17 protein-coding genes and 1 tRNA gene are annotated in these 17,346 nt (G+C 58.5%); all 18 read right to left on the bottom strand.

The features are described from left to right. Positions 1-19: 19 nt before the first annotated feature. The 18 genes from nuoN to LNV09_RS17255 all read right to left on the bottom strand — a co-directional run bounded on the left by nuoN (position 20) and on the right by LNV09_RS17255 (position 17,318). Positions 20-1,501, bottom strand: coding sequence for an NADH-quinone oxidoreductase subunit NuoN (nuoN, locus tag LNV09_RS17340; protein WP_263558319.1), 1,482 nt, complete (start codon positions 1,499-1,501; stop codon positions 20-22). Positions 1,502-1,520: 19 nt separating this feature from the next. Further along, the gene (locus tag LNV09_RS17335) at positions 1,521-2,999 is read right to left on the bottom strand and encodes an NADH-quinone oxidoreductase subunit M (RefSeq protein WP_263558318.1); all 1,479 of its coding nucleotides are present in this window, start codon (positions 2,997-2,999) and stop codon (positions 1,521-1,523) included. Between the two features lie 17 nt (positions 3,000-3,016). Beyond that, entirely contained in the window at positions 3,017-5,068 is a 2,052-nt protein-coding gene (gene nuoL, locus LNV09_RS17330) for an NADH-quinone oxidoreductase subunit L (protein WP_263558317.1), read from the bottom strand. A gap of 7 nt (positions 5,069-5,075) precedes the next feature. Beyond that, on the bottom strand, positions 5,076-5,384 hold the full coding sequence (gene nuoK, locus LNV09_RS17325; RefSeq protein ID WP_263558385.1) for an NADH-quinone oxidoreductase subunit NuoK: 309 nt from the start codon (positions 5,382-5,384) through the stop codon (positions 5,076-5,078). Then, on the bottom strand, positions 5,384-6,031 hold the full coding sequence (locus LNV09_RS17320) for an NADH-quinone oxidoreductase subunit J (RefSeq protein ID WP_263558316.1): 648 nt from the start codon (positions 6,029-6,031) through the stop codon (positions 5,384-5,386). The genes nuoK and LNV09_RS17320 overlap by 1 nt, the downstream gene beginning before the upstream one ends. Before the next feature lie 60 nt (positions 6,032-6,091). After that, positions 6,092-6,577, bottom strand: coding sequence for an NADH-quinone oxidoreductase subunit NuoI (gene nuoI, locus LNV09_RS17315; RefSeq protein WP_263535144.1), 486 nt, complete (start codon positions 6,575-6,577; stop codon positions 6,092-6,094). Positions 6,578-6,589: 12 nt separating this feature from the next. Continuing rightward, on the bottom strand, positions 6,590-7,660 hold the full coding sequence (nuoH, locus tag LNV09_RS17310; RefSeq protein ID WP_263558315.1) for an NADH-quinone oxidoreductase subunit NuoH: 1,071 nt from the start codon (positions 7,658-7,660) through the stop codon (positions 6,590-6,592). Positions 7,661-7,673: 13 nt separating this feature from the next. Next, positions 7,674-9,998 carry an NADH-quinone oxidoreductase subunit NuoG gene (gene nuoG / locus LNV09_RS17305; RefSeq protein WP_263558314.1) on the bottom strand — a complete coding sequence of 775 codons (2,325 nt, stop codon included), beginning with the start codon at positions 9,996-9,998 and terminating at the stop codon, positions 7,674-7,676. 18 nt (positions 9,999-10,016) lie between these two features. Then, a complete protein-coding gene (gene nuoF / locus LNV09_RS17300) occupies positions 10,017-11,369 on the bottom strand; it encodes an NADH-quinone oxidoreductase subunit NuoF (protein ID WP_263558313.1) in 1,353 nt (450 codons plus the stop codon). Positions 11,370-11,385: 16 nt separating this feature from the next. Beyond that, positions 11,386-11,910 (bottom strand): NADH-quinone oxidoreductase subunit NuoE family protein, encoded by a 525-nt coding sequence (locus tag LNV09_RS17295; RefSeq protein WP_263558312.1) that lies wholly within the window; start codon positions 11,908-11,910, stop codon positions 11,386-11,388. Between the two features lie 8 nt (positions 11,911-11,918). Then, the gene (locus LNV09_RS17290; protein ID WP_263558311.1) at positions 11,919-13,172 is read right to left on the bottom strand and encodes an NADH-quinone oxidoreductase subunit D; all 1,254 of its coding nucleotides are present in this window, start codon (positions 13,170-13,172) and stop codon (positions 11,919-11,921) included. Positions 13,173-13,174: 2 nt separating this feature from the next. Then, a complete protein-coding gene (locus LNV09_RS17285) occupies positions 13,175-13,768 on the bottom strand; it encodes an NADH-quinone oxidoreductase subunit C (RefSeq protein WP_263558310.1) in 594 nt (197 codons plus the stop codon). Positions 13,769-13,785: 17 nt separating this feature from the next. Then, a complete protein-coding gene (locus tag LNV09_RS17280) occupies positions 13,786-14,262 on the bottom strand; it encodes a NuoB/complex I 20 kDa subunit family protein (protein WP_046113908.1) in 477 nt (158 codons plus the stop codon). A 70-nt stretch (positions 14,263-14,332) separates the two neighbouring features. Further along, complete coding sequence (locus LNV09_RS17275; RefSeq protein ID WP_263535151.1) at positions 14,333-14,692, bottom strand: NADH-quinone oxidoreductase subunit A; 360 nt, start codon at positions 14,690-14,692, stop codon at positions 14,333-14,335. A 223-nt stretch (positions 14,693-14,915) separates the two neighbouring features. Further along, positions 14,916-15,000 (bottom strand) — tRNA-Leu (locus LNV09_RS17270). 136 nt (positions 15,001-15,136) lie between these two features. Then, positions 15,137-15,511, bottom strand: coding sequence for a preprotein translocase subunit SecG (secG, locus tag LNV09_RS17265; RefSeq protein ID WP_263558309.1), 375 nt, complete (start codon positions 15,509-15,511; stop codon positions 15,137-15,139). 62 nt (positions 15,512-15,573) lie between these two features. Beyond that, the gene (gene tpiA, locus LNV09_RS17260) at positions 15,574-16,314 is read right to left on the bottom strand and encodes a triose-phosphate isomerase (RefSeq protein WP_263558308.1); all 741 of its coding nucleotides are present in this window, start codon (positions 16,312-16,314) and stop codon (positions 15,574-15,576) included. A 14-nt stretch (positions 16,315-16,328) separates the two neighbouring features. Further along, entirely contained in the window at positions 16,329-17,318 is a 990-nt protein-coding gene (locus LNV09_RS17255) for an NAD(P)H-quinone oxidoreductase (protein WP_263558307.1), read from the bottom strand. Positions 17,319-17,346: the final 28 nt, after the last annotated feature.

Below are 17,346 nucleotides of genomic sequence, written 5' to 3'. Positions count from 1 at the left end.
GGGCACTAGCTCTACGGACTCAAGTCGCCAAGGTTTTGACGATGGCTGAGGCACAAAGCGCCATCAAACCGCCTGGCAAAATGCCGAAAATCAACACGGCGGCGCCGTTCAAAGACATCACCATGCGCACGTCGGTCGGGGCACTCAGTGGCGCGCGGTCGGTCGGCTCATCGAAGAACATCACCTTGATCACGCGCAGATAGTAGTAAGCACCGATCAAGGACACCGCCACAGCGACCACGGCCAGCGCCGTGTAGCCCATCACATGGGTGCCGATCAAGGCCTGCAAGATCGAAAACTTGGCATAAAAACCAGCGGTCGGCGGCACACCGGCGAGCGACAGCATGAAGATCGTCATCACGGTTGCGTACCAGGGGCTGCGCTTGGCCAGGCCGGCCAAATCGCTGATCTCTTCTGCCTCGTGCCCTTGGCGGGACAAAAGCAAAATCATGCCGAAGGTACCCAGCGTGGTCATCACATAAACGATCACGTAATACATCGCCGAGCTGTAGGCGTTGGCAGCCGACAAGGTGTTGTCATTGACAACACCCGAAGCCAGGCCGAGCAACATAAAGCCCATTTGAGCGATGGTCGAATAGGCCAACATGCGCTTCAAATTGGTCTGCGCAATCGCCACAAAGTTACCGACGAAGAGCGAAGTCAGGGCCAGCACGATCAGCATCTGCTGCCAGTCCACCGCCAGGCCCATCATGCCTTCGACCAGCAGGCGGACCGTGATGGCAAAGGCCGCCAACTTTGGCGCTGCGGCGATCAGCAAGGTGACGCCAGTGGGCGAACCCTGGTACACGTCAGGCACCCACATATGGAAGGGCGCCGCGCCAAGTTTGAAGCCTAAACCGGCCACCACAAAAACCGTACCGAAGATCAATACCGACTTGTTCGGCACACCGATGCTGATCACATCAAACACTTGCGGGATGGACAAGGAACCCGTCGCGCCATACATCATCGACAAACCGTAAAGCAAGAAACCGCTGGCCAAGGCGCCGAGCACAAAATACTTCATCGCCGCTTCGGTCGAGAGCAAATGGTCGCGCCGCAAAGCCACCAAGGCATAGAGCGACAAGCTCATCAGTTCCAGGCCCAGATAGATCACCAGGAAATTATTGGCCGACAGCATCACGCAAATGCCCAGCAAGGAGAACAAGGTCAGACTGAACAGCTCACCCTTGAGTAACTCTCTGGACGCCGCATAGGGCCGGGCGTAGACCAGTGTGACGATGGTTGCGACACAAGCACAGAAAGCCAGCAAATGCCCCATCGGGTCGGACACCACCATGCCCTGCATGGCATAGACGGTTTGGCCATCTTGGAAATAGACCCAGTGGACGCCAGCCACGACGGCAAGCGTCAGCTGAGTCAACCAGTAGGTCGGGCGGCGGGCCGGATCCTTTACAAACAGGTCCAGCATGGCGATGGCGCTGGCCATCAAGAGCAGTGCAACTTCGGGATAAACCGCGAGCCAGTTCATATTATTCATTTGTCAGTGGCCCTAAGAATCAACCGGGGATCAGCTTGGAAGTTGCCACATGCTTGAGCAACTCGGTCACTGATACCTGCATCACATCGGTAAATGGCTTCGGATAGAGACCCATCCACAAGACCGCAATCGCCAATACCGCCATCATCAGGAACTCACGTGCGTTGAGGTCTTGCAGGGTCTTGACGTTGTCATTGGTGACCGGGCCGAAATAAACGCGCTTGTACATCCACAGCGAGTAGGCTGCGCCAAAAATCAAGGCGGTTGCGGCAATTGCGCCGATCCAGAAGCTGTACTGCACAGCGCCCAGAATTACCATCCACTCGCCAACGAAGCCGGCCGTGGCGGGCAAACCGCAATTGGCCATGGCAAAGAAGAGCGCAAAGGCAGCGAACTTGGGCATGGTATTCACGACACCGCCATAACTGGAAATTTCGCGGGAATGCACCCGGTCGTACAGCACGCCGATCGACAAGAACATCGCGCCGGAGACGAAGCCGTGCGAGATCATCTGCACCAAGCCGCCGGCAACACCGAGTTGGTTAAAGATGAAGAAGCCCAGGGTCACAAAGCCCATGTGTGCAATCGAGGAATAGGCCACCAGCTTCTTCATGTCTTGCTGCACCAGCGCGACCAAGCCGATATAGACCACACCGATCAGCGACATTGCAATGATCAACCAAGACCATTGATGCGCCGCGTCCGGGGCGATAGGCATTGACAGACGCAGGAAACCGTAGGCACCAAGCTTGAGCATGATGGCAGCCAGCACGACCGAGCCGCCGGTGGGCGCCTCAACGTGCGCGTCAGGCAACCAAGTGTGCACCGGCCACATCGGCACCTTGACCGAGAAGGCAGCCAAGAAGGCAAAGAACAACAGTGTTTGCGCCCCGCCGGTCAGCGGCAACTTGTGCCAGGTCAGGATGTCGAACGACCCGCCCGACTGGAAGTACAAATACAGCAGCGCGATCAGCATCAACAAGGAGCCGGCCAGCGTGTACAAGAAAAACTTGAACGCCGCATAGACGCGCTTAGGGCCGCCCCAGACGCCGATGATGATGTACATCGGGATCAGCGTTGCTTCAAAGAACACATAGAACAGCAAACCGTCCAATGCCGCGAACACACCAATCATCAGACCCGACAGAATCAGGAAGGCGCCCATGTATTGATTGACGCGCGACTCGATCACTTCCCAAGCCGCAATCACGACGATGACGGTGATGAAGGCCGTCAGCGGAACAAACCACATCGAAATACCGTCAAGGCCAAGGTGATAGCGCACATTGAAGCGCTCGATCCAGGGCTGGTTCTCGACAAACTGCATCGCTGCGGTTGTGTGATCGAAACCGCTGATCAAGGGCAGCGTGATGGCAAAGCAGGCCAAGGCTGCAAGCAAGGCGAACCAACGCACCATCTTGACTTGGTCGTCACGGCCCAGGGCGAGCAAGAGCAGGCCGCTGGCGATGGGTAGGAAAATGGCAAGACTAAGCAACATAAGATCTCCGCCCTTGATCAAAGACCAGCCAGGGTCTTGAATTGGGGCCATATAAACGGCCACAGCTGCCACGTCATCAAACCGAGCACGCCCAGAATCATCACCAAGGCATACCAGTACAAATGACCGGTCTGCACCAAACGAACCACACCTGCGAGGCGACCCACCGTGCGGGCCGAGCCGTTGATCAACACACCGTCAATCAGCGCGCCGTCGCCGCCCTTCCAGAAGGCCAAGCCCAAACCGCGTGCGGCCTTGGCCAACACGTTCTCGTTGAACCAGTCGAGGTAGTACTTGTTCTCCAGCACATTGACGACCGGTGACAAAACGCGGCCAATCGTCTTCGGTATGCCGGGTGCAACCATGTAGAACACATAGGCCGTAACGACACCGCCCAGAGCCAACCAGAACGGCAAGCTACTCAGGCCGTGCATCGCCATCGCTGCCGCGCCATGGAATTCATGAGCCAACTCTTCCATCGCATGATGAATCTCGTGGTTGACGAAGATCGCATCCTTGAAGAAATCACCGAATAGCATGGGCCCAATCGCTAGGTAACCGATCACCACCGAAGGGATGGCCAACAAGACCAGCGGCGCAGTCACCACCCAAGGCGACTCATGTGGGACATGGGGCTCATGGTGACCGTGGTCGTCATGGTGATCATGTTCGCCGGGGAAAGGCTTGTGGCGGAAGTTTTCCTTGCCGTGAAAGACCAGGAAGTACATGCGGAAGGAGTAGAAGGCCGTCACGAAGACGCCGATGATGACGGCGGCATAGGCATAAGGTGCGGCAGGCAGATGGCTGGCGTGCACGGCCTCGATGATGCTGTCCTTGGAGTAGAAGCCGGCGAACAGCGGCGTGCCGATCAGCGCCAAGGAACCCAGCAAGGAAGTGATCCAGGTGATAGGCATGTACTTGCGCAGCCCACCCATATTGCGGATGTCCTGGTCATGGTGCATACCGATGATCACAGAGCCAGCGCCGAGGAATAGCAGCGCCTTGAAGAAGGCATGGGTCATCAAGTGGAAGACGGCCACCGAGTAGGCCGAGGCACCCAAAGCCACCGTCATATAGCCCAGCTGCGACAAAGTCGAGTAGGCGACCACGCGCTTGATGTCGTTCTGGATAATGCCCAAGAAACCCATGAACAAGGCGGTGATGGCACCGATCACCAGCACGAAGTTCAAGGCGGTGTCCGATAGCTCGAACAGCGGGCTCATACGCGCGACCATGAAGATACCGGCCGTCACCATCGTGGCGGCGTGGATCAGCGCGGAAATTGGTGTCGGGCCTTCCATCGAATCGGGCAGCCAGACATGCAGCGGGAACTGAGCGCTCTTGCCCATCGCGCCGATGAACAAGCAGATGCAGGCAACCGACAGCATCATCCAGTCACTGCCCCACAAAGGCGCGTTGAAGCCGATTTTGGCCAAGTCGTCCGCCTTGGCGAACACCTCGGCGTAGTTCAAAGAGCCGCTGTGCGCAACCATCAGGCCGATGCCCAGGATGAAGCCGAAGTCACCGACTCGGTTGACCAAGAAGGCTTTCATATTGGCAAAGATGGCCGTCGGCTTGGTGTACCAGAAGCCGATCAGCAAGTAACTGACCAGACCCACGGCCTCCCAGCCGAAGAACAGCTGCAGCATATTGTTGCTCATCACCAGCATCAACATGCTGAAGGTAAACAGGGAGATGTAGCTGAAGAAGCGCTGATAGCCAGGGTCTTCCGACATATAGCCGATGGTGTAGATGTGCACCATCAGCGACACAAAGGTCACTACGCACATCATCATCGCGGTCAGGCCGTCGACCAGGAAACCGACTTCCATCTTCAGGCCACCGACCACCATCCATTCGTAAATGGTCTGGTTGAAGCGCGCACCTTCATTGGCGACCGCGTTCAGTGTGATTGCCGAGAGAATGAAGGCGATCAGGACGCCAAGAATGGTGACGGTGTGCGCGCCGGCACGGCCGATTTGCTTGCCGAAGAAACCGGCCGCAACGGCGCCTACCAGCGGCGCCAAGGGCACCGCCAAAAGCATATTCTGTGAAAGTTGTGCAGACATATCGCGGTCAGCCCTTCAGCGCGTCGAGTTCTTCGACATTGATGGTGGCGCGGTTGCGGAACAGCACGACGAGAATGGCCAGGCCAATCGCCGACTCGGCTGCCGCCACGGTCAGGATGAAGAACACAAAGACCTGACCAGCGACATCACCCAGATAGTGAGAAAAAGCCACGAAATTCATATTCACAGCCAAGAGCATCAGTTCGATCGCCATCAAGAGCACGATCAGGTTTTTGCGGTTCATGAAGATGCCGACGACGGCGATCGCAAACAGCATCGCCCCCAGCGTCAAGAAATGGCCCAGCGTCAATGTCATCATGGCTTCACTACTCCTGGCTCGCCCGCGGCTTCGGCGCTGGCAATCACTTCAACCGTGGGAGCCACCTTGACGATGCGCAGTCGGTCGGCCTTTTTGACCTTGACCTGCTCCGACGGATCTTGCGTGCGCGCATCCTTGCGGCTGCGCAGCGTCAACGCGATGGCTGCGATGATGGCCACCAGCAACAAAATCGCGGCGATTTCAAGCGGGTACAGGTACTGCGTATAAATCGCGATACCCAGCACCTTGGTGTTGCCCATCTGCAATTCAGCCGCGCTCAACTCCGGCGCGCTGCTCAAACGGAAGCCCCCCATCAGGATCGCAGCCATTTCCAGCGCGATCACTGCGCCGACAAAGCCACCCAGCGGCAAGTGCTTCCAAAAGCCGTCGCGCACGCCGTCGGAATTGATGTCCAACATCATCACGACAAACAAGAACAGCACCATCACTGCGCCGATATAGACCAGCACCAAGGCTATAGCCAAGAATTCGGCCTTCAACAGCATCCAAATACAAGATGCGGTGAAAAACGCCAGGATCAAAAACAGCGCAGCATGCACGGTGCTACGCGCGGTGATGACCCGGAACGAAGCGCCCAGCAGCACGGCTGAGAAGATGTAAAACAAGGCAGTCGTAATTTCCATGCGTCTTCCTGCAAGCAGGCTTAAGGTTTGCGGTCCGACCAAGGGTCAGAACACTTCCCCTCAGCGGTACTTGGCGTCGGCCTCCTTTTGGGCAGCGATCTCGGGCTCGAAACGATCGCCAACGGCCAGGAGCATGTCCTTGGTGAAGTACAGATCGCCACGTTTCTCGCCGTGGTATTCAAAAATGCTGGTCTCGACAATCGAGTCGACCGGGCAGCTCTCTTCGCAAAAACCGCAGAAGATGCACTTGGTCAGGTCGATGTCGTAGCGGCTGGTGCGGCGCGAGCCGTCATCCCTGACCTCGGACTCGATCGTGATCGCCATCGCCGGGCAGACCGCCTCGCACAGCTTGCAGGCGATGCAGCGCTCTTCGCCGTTCTCGTAGCGGCGCAAGGCGTGCAGGCCACGAAAGCGCGGCGACAACGGCGTCTTCTCTTCGGGGAACTGCACCGTGATATTGCGGGACAGGAAATGCCGGCCGGTCAGGGCCAGGCCCTTGAACAGCTCGATGAGCATAAAGCTCTTGATGAAGCTAACTGCAGACATGGGGCGGCCTCATCACTTCCAGATGTTGTAAGGCGACTGAATCCAGAAGCCGACGACGAGCAGCCAGACCAGAGTCACGGGAATAAAGATCTTCCAGCCCAAACGCATGATCTGGTCATAGCGATAGCGCGGGAAGCTGGCGCGAATCCAAAGGAACATGGTGACGACGGCGAAGGTCTTGGCACCCAGCCAAATCCAACCAGGAATGAAGTCAAGCGCCGCGAAGGGGGACAACCAGCCGCCGAGGAAGAAGGTGACCGTCAGGATGGACACCAACCACATATTGGCGTACTCGGCCAGGAAGAACATCGCAAACGACATGCCCGAATACTCGACCATATGCCCGGCCACGATTTCGGACTCACCTTCCACCACGTCAAACGGGTGCCGATTGGTTTCTGCCAAGCCAGAGATGAAATAGACCAGAAAGATAGGCAGCAAGGGCAACCAGTTCCAGGACAGGAAGGACAGGCCCATATCGGCGAACTGGCCCTTGCCCTGACCCATCACGATATCGCTCATATTCAAGCTACCGCTGACCATCAGCACGATCACCAGGGCAAAACCCATCGGGATTTCATAACTGACCATCTGTGCCGATGCACGCAGCGCGCCGAGGAAGGCGTACTTCGAGTTCGAAGCCCAGCCGGCGATGATGACGCCGTAGACCTCCAGGGAGGTGATGGCCATCAGAAACAGCAAGCCGGCATTGATATTGGCCAGCGCCACATCGGGACCAAACGGGATCACAACCCAAGCGGCCAGGGCCGGCATGATGGTCATGATGGGGCCAAGGAAGAACAAGCCCTTGTTGGCGGCCGTCGGGACGATGATTTCCTTGAAAATCAGTTTGACCGCATCGGCAATCGGGGTCAGCAGACCGTAGGGGCCGACCCGATTCGGACCGGGGCGGATTTGCGTCCAGCCAATCGCCTTGCGCTCCCACAAGGTCAGGTAAGCCACGCAAATCATCAAGGGCGCGACCAGCGCGATGATCTTGATCAGGTTCCAGAGCACCGGCCAGATCAGCGGGGAAAGACCGCCAAACAGCTGCGATCCGGCTTGATAGAAGGTTTCAATCATTGCTGTTCTCGCCTCAGACCTTGCTGACGTTCAAGCCGCCAAAAGCCGCACCCAAGGCCGCCGTCTCGGCCAAACCGGTCGGCACGCGAATCACATTGGCCGGCAGCTTGGCATCCAATTTCGCCGGCAGCTGCACCGCGCCAGCGCCATCTTGCGTGATCCGTACCGAGGCGCCTTCGCTCAGGCCCAGCTGCGTCCACAAGGCGGCCGACAAAGTTGCGACTGGTGCCTGTTTCGCGTCATTGCTCAGTTGCAGCGATGTGGCGTGACGCACCAGGATGTCACTGGCGTAGATCGGCAGGTCGGACAAGCGCTCAATCGCACTCGGCGAACCTGCCTGAATGGCCTGCGCACCGGCGTTGCTCAACCGCGCGCTCAGGTTACCGTTGTGACCCAAAGCCTCGCCTCGCACCTGTTCGCTACTGTCTTGTGCAAAACCGTCGAGTGCCAATAGATTGCCCAGCACACGCAGAATCTTCCAGCCTGGCCGGGTCTCGCCGAGCGCCTTGACGACGCCGACAAAACTCTGCGCCCGACCTTCGGCGTTGACAAAAGTGCCCGAGGTTTCGGTGAATGGCGCGGTCGGCAGCAATACGTCGGCGTAATCGAGACCGGTCTTGAACGGGCTCATCACCACGACCATCTCGGCTGCGGCCAGCGCCTTGGCGGCAGCGGCTGCATTGGCAGCATCCAGAACCGGATCGGTATTGAGCAGCAGCAAGGCCTTCAGCCCTGCATCGTTCAACATCTGACCGGCATTCAGGCCACCCTGCTGAGGCAGCGCGTTAACCAGTTGGGCCCCGACCGTGTTGGCGGCTGCCGTCAGGTAACCGACGCTGGCGCCGGTTTGTTCGCCAATCCAGTTCGCCAGGCTCAGCAAGCTCGCGGCTTGCGGATGCTCGGCGGCGGCATTGCCGAGCAGGATCGCCTTGTGTTGACCGGACAAGAGCGCAGCGGCAATCGCCTGCGCGGCCTCGGTGGCTGTGCCGGCGGCCGGAGCTGGCACGCTGTTGGCGGAGGCTACTGCAGCCGCGACGTCGGCCAGCGCCTGCGCCCAGCTGCTGGGCGCCACCGTGATGCGGGCAGCGACGGGCATCAGCCAATCATCTTCGCTGGCGTGGATGCTCATGATCTGAGCCCCATGGCGGGCGGCCTGCCGCAGACGCAGCGCGAACAGCGGGTGGTCCTTGCGCAGGAAGGAGCCGACGACCAGCGCCCGGTCCAACTGGTTCAAGCTAGCAATCGGCAGGCCCAGCCAATGCGCTTGCCCAGCGGCGGCGCTGTTGCTGAAGTCGGCATGGCGCAGACGGTAATCAACGTTTTGACTGCCCAAACCGCGCACCAGCTTTGCCAGCAAATGCAGCTCTTCCACCGTGCTGTGAGCCGAACCCAGCGCACCGATGGCGGCTGCGCCATGCTCAGCGCGGATCAGTTTCAAACCATTCGCCACATATTCGAGCGCGGTACTCCAATCAACCGTCTTCCAGGCACCGCCCTGCTTGATCATGGGCTGCGTGAGCCGCTGATCGCTGTTCAGCGCTTCGTACGAGAAACGGTCGCGATCGGCGATCCAGCATTCGTTGACGGCTTCGTTTTCCAGCGGCACGACGCGCATCACCTGGTTGCCCTTGACCTGGATGACCAGGTTGGCGCCGGTGCTGTCATGTGGGCTGATGCTCTTGCGGCGCGACAGCTCCCAGGTGCGGGCGCTGTAGCGGAAGGGCTTGCTCGTGAGCGCGCCGACCGGGCAGATATCGATCATGTTTCCCGACAATTCGGAATCAATCGTGCGGCCGACAAAGGTCTGGATCTCGGCGTGTTCGCCGCGATGCGCCATGCCCAATTCCATCACGCCGGCAATTTCTTGGCCAAAGCGTACGCAGCGGGTGCAATGGATGCAACGGCTCATTTCCTGCATCGAAATCAGCGGGCCGACGTTCTTCTGGAACACGACGCGCTTTTCTTCGGTGTAGCGCGACTTGCCGGCGCCATAGCCGACCGCCAAGTCTTGCAACTGGCACTCGCCGCCTTGATCGCAGATCGGGCAATCCAGCGGGTGATTGATCAGCAAGAACTCCATCACGCCTTGCTGGGCCTTCAGCGCCTTGTCGCTCTTGGTGCGAACAATCATGCCCTGCGTGACCGGCGTGGCGCAGGCCGGCATGGGCTTGGGCGCCTTCTCCACATCGACCAGGCACATGCGGCAATTGGCGGCGATGGAGAGCTTCTTATGATAGCAGAAATGCGGGATATAGGTGCCGGCTTGCTCGGCCGCATGCATCACCATGCTGCCGGCCGGAACCGTCAGCTTCTGACCGTCGAGTTCAATTTCAATCATGTTCTGTCCTGTCCTGCCTCAGAAAGAGGCCGGCACCAGAGCCGTTTTGTGTTCGATCAGATGAACGAACTCGTTTTTGAAATTCTTGATCATCGCGCGCACCGGCATTGCCGCCGCGTCGCCCAAGGCGCAAATCGTGCGTCCCTGAATATTGTCGGCGACCGAGTTCAAGAGGTCGATGTCGTCAGGCTTGCCCTGCCCATTGGCGATGCGCTCGACCACGCGGTGCATCCAGCCCGTGCCTTCGCGGCAAGGCGTGCATTGACCGCAGGATTCATGGGCATAGAAGTAGGACAGGCGCAAGAGGCTACGCACCATGCAGCGTGAGTCGTCCATCACGATGACGGCGCCCGAGCCCAACATTGAGCCGGCCTTGGCGATGGAGTCATAGTCCATCGTGCATTCCATCATCACGTCGGCGGTCAACACCGGCGAGGACGATCCGCCTGGGATCACGGCTTTGAGCTTGCGACCTTTGCGCACGCCACCGGCCAGCTCCAAGAGCTTGGCGAACGGGGTACCGAGCGGAATCTCGTAATTGCCGGGCTTTTCCACATCGCCGGAGACCGAGAAAATCTTGGTGCCGCCGTTATTGGGCTTGCCAATCTCGAGGTAAGGCTGGCCACCGTTGCGGATGATCCAAGGCACCGCGGCGAAGGTCTCGGTGTTGTTGATCGTGGTCGGCCGGCCGTACAAACCAAAGCTGGCTGGGAACGGCGGCTTGAAGCGGGGCTGGCCCTTCTTGCCTTCGAGCGACTCGAGCAAAGCGGTTTCTTCGCCGCAGATATAGGCGCCAAAACCGTGGAAAGCATGCAACTGGAAGCTGAAGTCCGAACCCAGGATGTTGTCACCCAGGAAGCCGGCTGCGCGCGCTTCTTCAAGCGCGGCTTCGAAGCGCTCATAGACCTCGAAGATTTCGCCGTGGATGTAGTTGTAGCCAGTCTTGATGCCCATCGCGAAGGCGGCAATCGCCATGCCTTCGATGACGATGTGCGGGTTGAACATCAAGATGTCGCGGTCTTTGCAGGTACCGGGCTCTCCCTCGTCGGAATTGCAAACGAGGTACTTGGCGCCTGGAAACTGGCGCGGCATGAAGCTCCACTTCAGACCGGTCGGGAAGCCCGCGCCGCCGCGGCCACGCAGGCCCGAAGCCTTGACCTCGGCAATCACCTGGTCTTGCGTCAGCGGCGTGCCTTCGGGCGCGCCCTCGCCTTTGAGGATCTTGCGCAGCGCGGCATAACCGCCACGTGCAACGTAGTCCTGCAGGCTCCAATTCTTGCCATTCAGGCCGCCATAGATTTGCGCGCCCAGATGGCGATCATGGAAACAGGTCTCAGTACCCTGACTTTGAAACTTGGAGAGGTCCAGCATGCTTCTTTCCTCTTCCTCAGTTCTTTACAGCCGACTGTGCGGCGGCGTGCGCCTTGAGCACGTCGACCAGCTCGTCAAGCCGAGCGTTGCTCATGAAACTGCACATCTGGCGATCATTCACCAGCATCACCGGCGAGTCGGCGCAAGCGCCCAGGCATTCGCTTTTCTGGACCGTGAACAAGCCATCAGCGGTGGTGCCGCCCTCATCCACGCCCAGCTTTTCGCACAGGTGGTTCAGGGCTTTTTGGCCGTCGCGCAACTGGCAAGGCAAGTTGGTACAGACGTTCAACTTGAACTGACCCAACTTGCGCTGGTTGTACATGTTGTAGAAGGTCGTCACTTCGTAAACGGCGATCGGCGGCATGGCCAAATAGGCGGCGATGGCGTCCTCACTGGCGCGCGATACAAAGCCGATTTCGTCTTGCACGATGGACAGGCAGGCCATCACGGCAGAAACCTTTTGGTCCACCGGATACTTGGCCACTTCACGGGCAAAGCGGGCCGCCGTGGCGTCGCTCAAAATGTATTCTTCAGTGCTCATCGAATTACTCATCGGTCGATCTCACCAAACACGATGTCCATCGTGCCAATGATGGCCACCGCGTCGGCCAACATATGGCCCCGAGCCATTTCATCCAGCGCAGCCAGATGCGAAAAACCGGGCGCACGAATCTTCAGGCGATAGGGCTTGTTGGCGCCGTCGCTGACGATATAGATACCGAACTCACCCTTGGGGTGCTCCACCGCCGCATAGGCCTCACCCTCGGGCACTTGGAAGCCCTCGGTGAAGAGTTTGAAATGATGGATCAACTCCTCCATATTCGACTTCATGTCGACACGAGAAGGCGGTGCGATCTTGTGGTTGTCGGTGATCACCGGGCCGGGGTTGGCGCGCAGCCAAGCCACGCATTGCTGGATGATGCGATTGCTCTGGCGCATCTCTTCAACGCGTACCACATAGCGGTCGTAGGTGTCACCTTCGGTGCCGACCGGCACATCGAAGTCGACCTTGGCATAGGCATCGTAAGGTTGGGTCTTGCGCAAATCCCAGGGGATGCCGCAGCCGCGCAGCATCGGGCCGGTGAAGCCCATGTTCAGGGCACGCTCAGGCGTGACCACGCCGATGCCGACGGTGCGCTGCTTCCAGATGCGGTTGTCGGTCAACAGCGTTTCGTAGTCGTCGACATTGCCGGGGAAGCGATTGCAGAAGTCCTCGATGAAGTCCAGCAGCGTGCCGCTGCGGTTCTCATTCATCTTGGCCAGGGTCTTGGCATTCTTGATCTTGGAGACGCGGTACTGCGGCATGCTGTCCGGCAGATCACGGTAGACGCCGCCCGGGCGGAAGTAAGCCGCGTGCATGCGCGCGCCCGACACCGCCTCGTACATATCGAACAGGTCTTCACGCTCGCGGAAGGCGTAGATGAGCACATTCATCGCGCCGCAATCGAGGCCGTGCGCGCCCAGCCACATCAGGTGGTTCAAGAGCCGGGTGATCTCGGCGAACATCACGCGGATGTATTGCGCGCGCTCAGGCACGGCCACGCCCAGCATCTTTTCGATCGCCAAGCAGTAAGCCTGCTCATTGGCCATCATCGACACATAGTCGAGCCGGTCCATATAGGGCAGTGACTGGATATAGGTCTTGCTCTCGGCCAGCTTTTCGGTGGCGCGGTGCAGCAAGCCGATGTGCGGATCGGCGCGCTGGATGACTTCGCCGTCCAACTCCAGGACCAAACGCAGCACGCCGTGAGCGGCCGGATGCTGAGGCCCGAAGTTCAGGGTGTAATTTTTGATGTCGGCCATCTTCAAATTCCGCCGTAATTGTTTTCGCGGATGATGCGCGGCGTGATTTCACGCGGCTCAATCGTCACCGGCTGGTAGACCACGCGCTTTTGCTCAGCGTCATAGCGCATCTCGACATTGCCCATGGTGGGGAAGTCCTTGCGCATCGGATGACCGATAAAGCCGTAGTCGGTCAGGATGCGACGCAGGTCGTCATGGCCTTCAAAAATGATGCCGAACAGATCAAAGGCTTCGCGCTCGAACCAGTTGGCCGAATTCCAGATCGGCGTCAGGGCATCAACGCGCGGGAAATCGTCCTCGGCGCAGAACACCTTCAGGCGCAAGCGCCAGTTCTTGCTGACCGACAGCAGATGACTGGACACGGCAAAGCGCTTGCCGGTGTAGTCGCCATCTTTGTAGCTGCTGTAGTCAAGGCCGCAGAGGTCAATCAACTGCTCGAACGCCAGCTCCGGGCGATCGCGCAAGGCGGTCGCGACGCTCAGATACTCCGCTGGAGCGACCGTCAGGGTGACTTCACCAAATTCGGTCTTCAGTTGTAGGATTTTTTCGCCTAGGGCAGCCTCTAGCGCTGCTTGCAGGGTGTCAAGTTTGATCATCTGTGCAAGATTTCCGTTCAGCGCGCGATGGTGTTTTCGCGGCGAATCTTGGCCTGCAACTGCAGGATGCCGTAGAGCAGCGCCTCGGCCGTCGGCGGGCAGCCGGGCACATAGACGTCAACCGGGACAATGCGGTCACAGCCGCGCACGACCGAGTAGCTGTAATGGTAGTAACCACCGCCATTGGCGCATGACCCCATCGACAATACCCAGCGAGGCTCGGCCATCTGGTCGTAGACCTTGCGCAGGGCGGGCGCCATCTTGTTGCACAGCGTACCGGCGACGATCATCAGATCGGATTGCCGCGGGCTGGGCCGAAACAGCATCCCGAAGCGATCAATGTCATAACGGGCAGCGCCCGCATGCATCATCTCGACCGCACAACAGGCCAGCCCGAAGGTCATTGGCCACAATGAACCGGTCTTAGACCAGTTGATCAGTTTGTCCACCGAGGTGGTGACAAAGCCTTCTTTCAATACGCCTTCGATACCCATTGCAAGCTTTCTTTCGTTCAGGCCCCTGCTGGAGCCGACAAGCGTATTCCGCTGGACGAGGGGCTAACAATCATTCCCAGTCCAAAGCACCCTTGATCCATTCGTAGGCAAAGCCCACGACCAGAATGCTCAGGAAACTAATCATCGCCCAGAAACCCGTAGGTCCAATCTCCCGGAGGGCTACCGCCCAAGGAAAAAGAAAAGCAATTTCCAGGTCAAACAAAATAAACAAAATTGCCACGAGGTAATAGCGCACATCAAATTTCATGCGCGCATCTTCAAAGGCCTCGAAGCCACATTCGTAGGGGGAGTTTTTGGCCGCATCAGGCCGATTGGGGCCCAGCAGAAAGCCGAGCACTTGGGGCGCCACGCCGACGCCGGCGCCGACCAGGATGAAGAGGATGACGGGTAGGTACTGATCCAAGTTCATGGGTGACGCTCTTTAAAAACTGCCGTCCGCCTCCAGGCCCCGGCCATGTTTCAGAAGTAATTCGAAAGAAAAAACAACGGGCGCTACGCTGGCGATTCCTCACCCTCGAATACGCCCGCTTTGCACTTTCAACTCAATGTCCGTCAACCCTGGACATTGCTGGTGATGATGCTCAAGGGCAAATACCTCACGGGCTCCAACCCCGAGATACTAACCGATGATTTGGTGCCGTCGGCGAGACTCGAACTCGCACAGCTTTCGCCACTACCCCCTCAAGATAGCGTGTCTACCAATTTCACCACGACGGCTATTACTTTGATTCCTTGACTATTTGTTGACAGCAAGAGGAGTTGCCATCTAGTCAGCCTCGAATTCTATACTGAAAATTTATCGCTCCAGCCAAGCTGGTGAGAAATTATCTAATTTTGATCGAGGCCACTCCAATTACTTTGGCGCCGCTTCCGAAGCAGCTGTAGCAACTGGCGCGACCGCAGCACCAGGGATGGCAGCCGCACCCGAAGCTGCAATGACAGCCGGCGTTGCCTTGTCAAGAATGGTGTCCTTGCTGCCGCTGCCCGAACGGTGATTGGCCAAATAAGCCATCGCCAAGGTAGAGACAAAGAAGACCGTCGCGCACACCGCCGTGCTGCGCGACAGAAAATTCGAGCTGCCAGTGGCACCGAACAAACTACCCGAAGCACCACTTCCGAAGGACGCGCCCATGTCGGCGCCCTTGCCATGCTGGACCAAGACCAAGCCAATCATTGCCAAGGCGCTCAACAGTTGAAACACGAGTACCAAATTCATCCAAAATTGCATTTCTAACACTCCAAAGGTTCTTCAACATGCCTGGCCTTAGGGCCAAACTTGTGGGGAAAAAATTACATCGCGGCGCGACAAATTGCAGCAAAGTCAGCTGCCTTCAAGGCCGCGCCACCAATCAAGCCGCCATCAATATCTGGCTGAGCGAACAACTGCACGGCGTTTTCTGGCTTGACACTACCGCCATAAAGAATGCGCATGCTGGCAGACTTTTGCGTCGCCGCATTCAACTGCGTGCGCAACACCGCATGCACTGCCTGCGCCTGCTCCGGGCTGGCTGTTAGCCCAGTGCCAATCGCCCAAACCGGCTCGTAGGCCAAGACGATTTCACCGATGCAATGCGTCAAGGTGTGAATCACCGCGGCGAGCTGGCGCTTGACCACCAACTCGGTCTGCCCTGCTTCACGCTCAGCCAAAGTCTCACCGACGCAAACAATCGGCGTCACGCCATGCGCCAGTGCTGCCTTGGCCTTGTCCGCCACCAATTGATCGCCCTCATGATGGAACGCCCTGCGCTCCGAATGACCGACGATCACATAACGACAACCCAAATCAGACAACATCAACGAGGAAACCTCGCCGGTGTAAGCGCCCTGCTCGTGAGCCGAGCAGTCTTGCGCTCCTAACAAAATTGCCTGACCTGTGAGCGCCAAAGCCGTTTCCGCCAGATACGGGAAAGGCACGCAAACCGCCACATCAGCACTCCATGGGCCCGCCTCTTTGAGCGCGCTCAAAAGAGCCGCATTGGCAGCGCGACTGCCATGCATCTTCCAATTACCAACGACCAGTTTTTTGCGCATCGTCAACTCCAATTTCACCAGCTCATCACGATCTTGCCGACATGCTCGCCGGACTCCATCAAAGCATGGGCCTGAGCCGCTTGGTCCGCAGCAAAACTGCGAAAGATCACCGGCTTGATCACGCTGCGCTCAGCAAGCAAAGGCCAGACTCGCTCGCGCAAAGCCGCAGCGATACTGGACTTAAAAGCCGAAGAGCGTGGCCTCAAGGTTGAGCCGCTGATCGTCAAGCGGCGACGCAACACCGCCCCCGCATCGATCTGCGCCTCTGTCCCGCCCTGCACCGCAATAATGACCAAGCGCCCATCATTGGCCAGGCATTGAATGCCTCGCTCAATGTAAGCACCAGCCACCATGTCCAGAATCACATTGACCCCTGCACCCTCGGTCGCAACCTTGACTTCAGCAACAAAGTCTTGCGTCTTGTAATTGACGGCCAAATCAGCCCCCAACTCGAGACAAGCAGTCGCCTTGGTGGCATTGCCAACCGTCACAAAGACGCGCGAACCCATGGCTTTCGCCAACTGGATTGCAGCCACGCCAATGCCACTGCTGCCACCATGAACCAAGAGAGTTTCGCCGGACTGCATCGCAGCGCGCATGAACACATTCGACCAAACAGTGAAGAAGGTCTCGGGCAAACTGGCAGCTTCGAGCATGCTCCAGCCGGCCGGAACCGGCAGGCAATGTCCTATCGGCGCTACACACAGCTGCGCATAACCACCACCCGGTGTCAAGGCGCAAACGGCATCACCCAGCTTGAACCCAGCCGCCGCCAACTCGAGCGCATCGCCACCAACAATTCGCCCCGCCACCTCCAGCCCAGGCAAGTCGCTGGCCCCGGGCGGCGGTGGATAAGCCCCTTTGCGCTGCAAGACGTCGGGACGGTTGATGCCAAAGGCCTCCACCGCGATCAGCAACTCCCCGACCCCGGCAACGGGGTCAGGTCGTTCGACCAATTGCAGAACTTCGGATCCGCCCGGTTGGGCGATGGCGATTGCTTTCATATCAGCAGCGGGCGCTCAATCCGACGCT

Origin of the sequence: Paucibacter sp. B2R-40, assembly GCF_025717555.1 — a bacterium.
In the GTDB taxonomy this organism is placed as follows: domain Bacteria; phylum Pseudomonadota; class Gammaproteobacteria; order Burkholderiales; family Burkholderiaceae_C; genus Paucibacter_A.
The sequence above is the reverse complement of the archived record's forward strand: the minus strand, read 5'-3'. Positions and strand labels throughout refer to the sequence as shown.

Excerpts from the sequence above, each read along its gene's own strand:
- LNV09_RS17285 (WP_263558310.1), bottom strand. The coding sequence starts at position 13,768 with ATGATCAAACTTGACACCCTGCAAGCAGCGCTAGAGGCTGCCCTAGGC.
- LNV09_RS17255 (WP_263558307.1), bottom strand. The coding sequence starts at position 17,318 with ATGAAAGCAATCGCCATCGCCCAACCGGGCGGATCCGAAGTTCTGCAA.
- secG (WP_263558309.1), bottom strand. The coding sequence starts at position 15,511 with ATGCAATTTTGGATGAATTTGGTACTCGTGTTTCAACTGTTGAGCGCC.
- nuoN (WP_263558319.1), bottom strand. The coding sequence starts at position 1,501 with ATGAATAATATGAACTGGCTCGCGGTTTATCCCGAAGTTGCACTGCTC.
- LNV09_RS17335 (WP_263558318.1), bottom strand. The coding sequence starts at position 2,999 with ATGTTGCTTAGTCTTGCCATTTTCCTACCCATCGCCAGCGGCCTGCTC.
- LNV09_RS17275 (WP_263535151.1), bottom strand. The coding sequence starts at position 14,692 with ATGAACTTGGATCAGTACCTACCCGTCATCCTCTTCATCCTGGTCGGC.
- LNV09_RS17280 (WP_046113908.1), bottom strand. The coding sequence starts at position 14,262 with ATGGGTATCGAAGGCGTATTGAAAGAAGGCTTTGTCACCACCTCGGTG.
- LNV09_RS17320 (WP_263558316.1), bottom strand. The coding sequence starts at position 6,031 with ATGGAAATTACGACTGCCTTGTTTTACATCTTCTCAGCCGTGCTGCTG.
- nuoF (WP_263558313.1), bottom strand. The coding sequence starts at position 11,369 with ATGCTGGACCTCTCCAAGTTTCAAAGTCAGGGTACTGAGACCTGTTTC.
- nuoG (WP_263558314.1), bottom strand. The coding sequence starts at position 9,998 with ATGATTGAAATTGAACTCGACGGTCAGAAGCTGACGGTTCCGGCCGGC.
- nuoL (WP_263558317.1), bottom strand. The coding sequence starts at position 5,068 with ATGTCTGCACAACTTTCACAGAATATGCTTTTGGCGGTGCCCTTGGCG.
- nuoK (WP_263558385.1), bottom strand. The coding sequence starts at position 5,384 with ATGACATTGACGCTGGGCCATTTCTTGACGCTGGGGGCGATGCTGTTT.
- tpiA (WP_263558308.1), bottom strand. The coding sequence starts at position 16,314 with ATGCGCAAAAAACTGGTCGTTGGTAATTGGAAGATGCATGGCAGTCGC.
- nuoI (WP_263535144.1), bottom strand. The coding sequence starts at position 6,577 with ATGTCTGCAGTTAGCTTCATCAAGAGCTTTATGCTCATCGAGCTGTTC.
- LNV09_RS17295 (WP_263558312.1), bottom strand. The coding sequence starts at position 11,910 with ATGAGCACTGAAGAATACATTTTGAGCGACGCCACGGCGGCCCGCTTT.
- nuoH (WP_263558315.1), bottom strand. The coding sequence starts at position 7,660 with ATGATTGAAACCTTCTATCAAGCCGGATCGCAGCTGTTTGGCGGTCTT.
- LNV09_RS17290 (WP_263558311.1), bottom strand. The coding sequence starts at position 13,172 with ATGGCCGACATCAAAAATTACACCCTGAACTTCGGGCCTCAGCATCCG.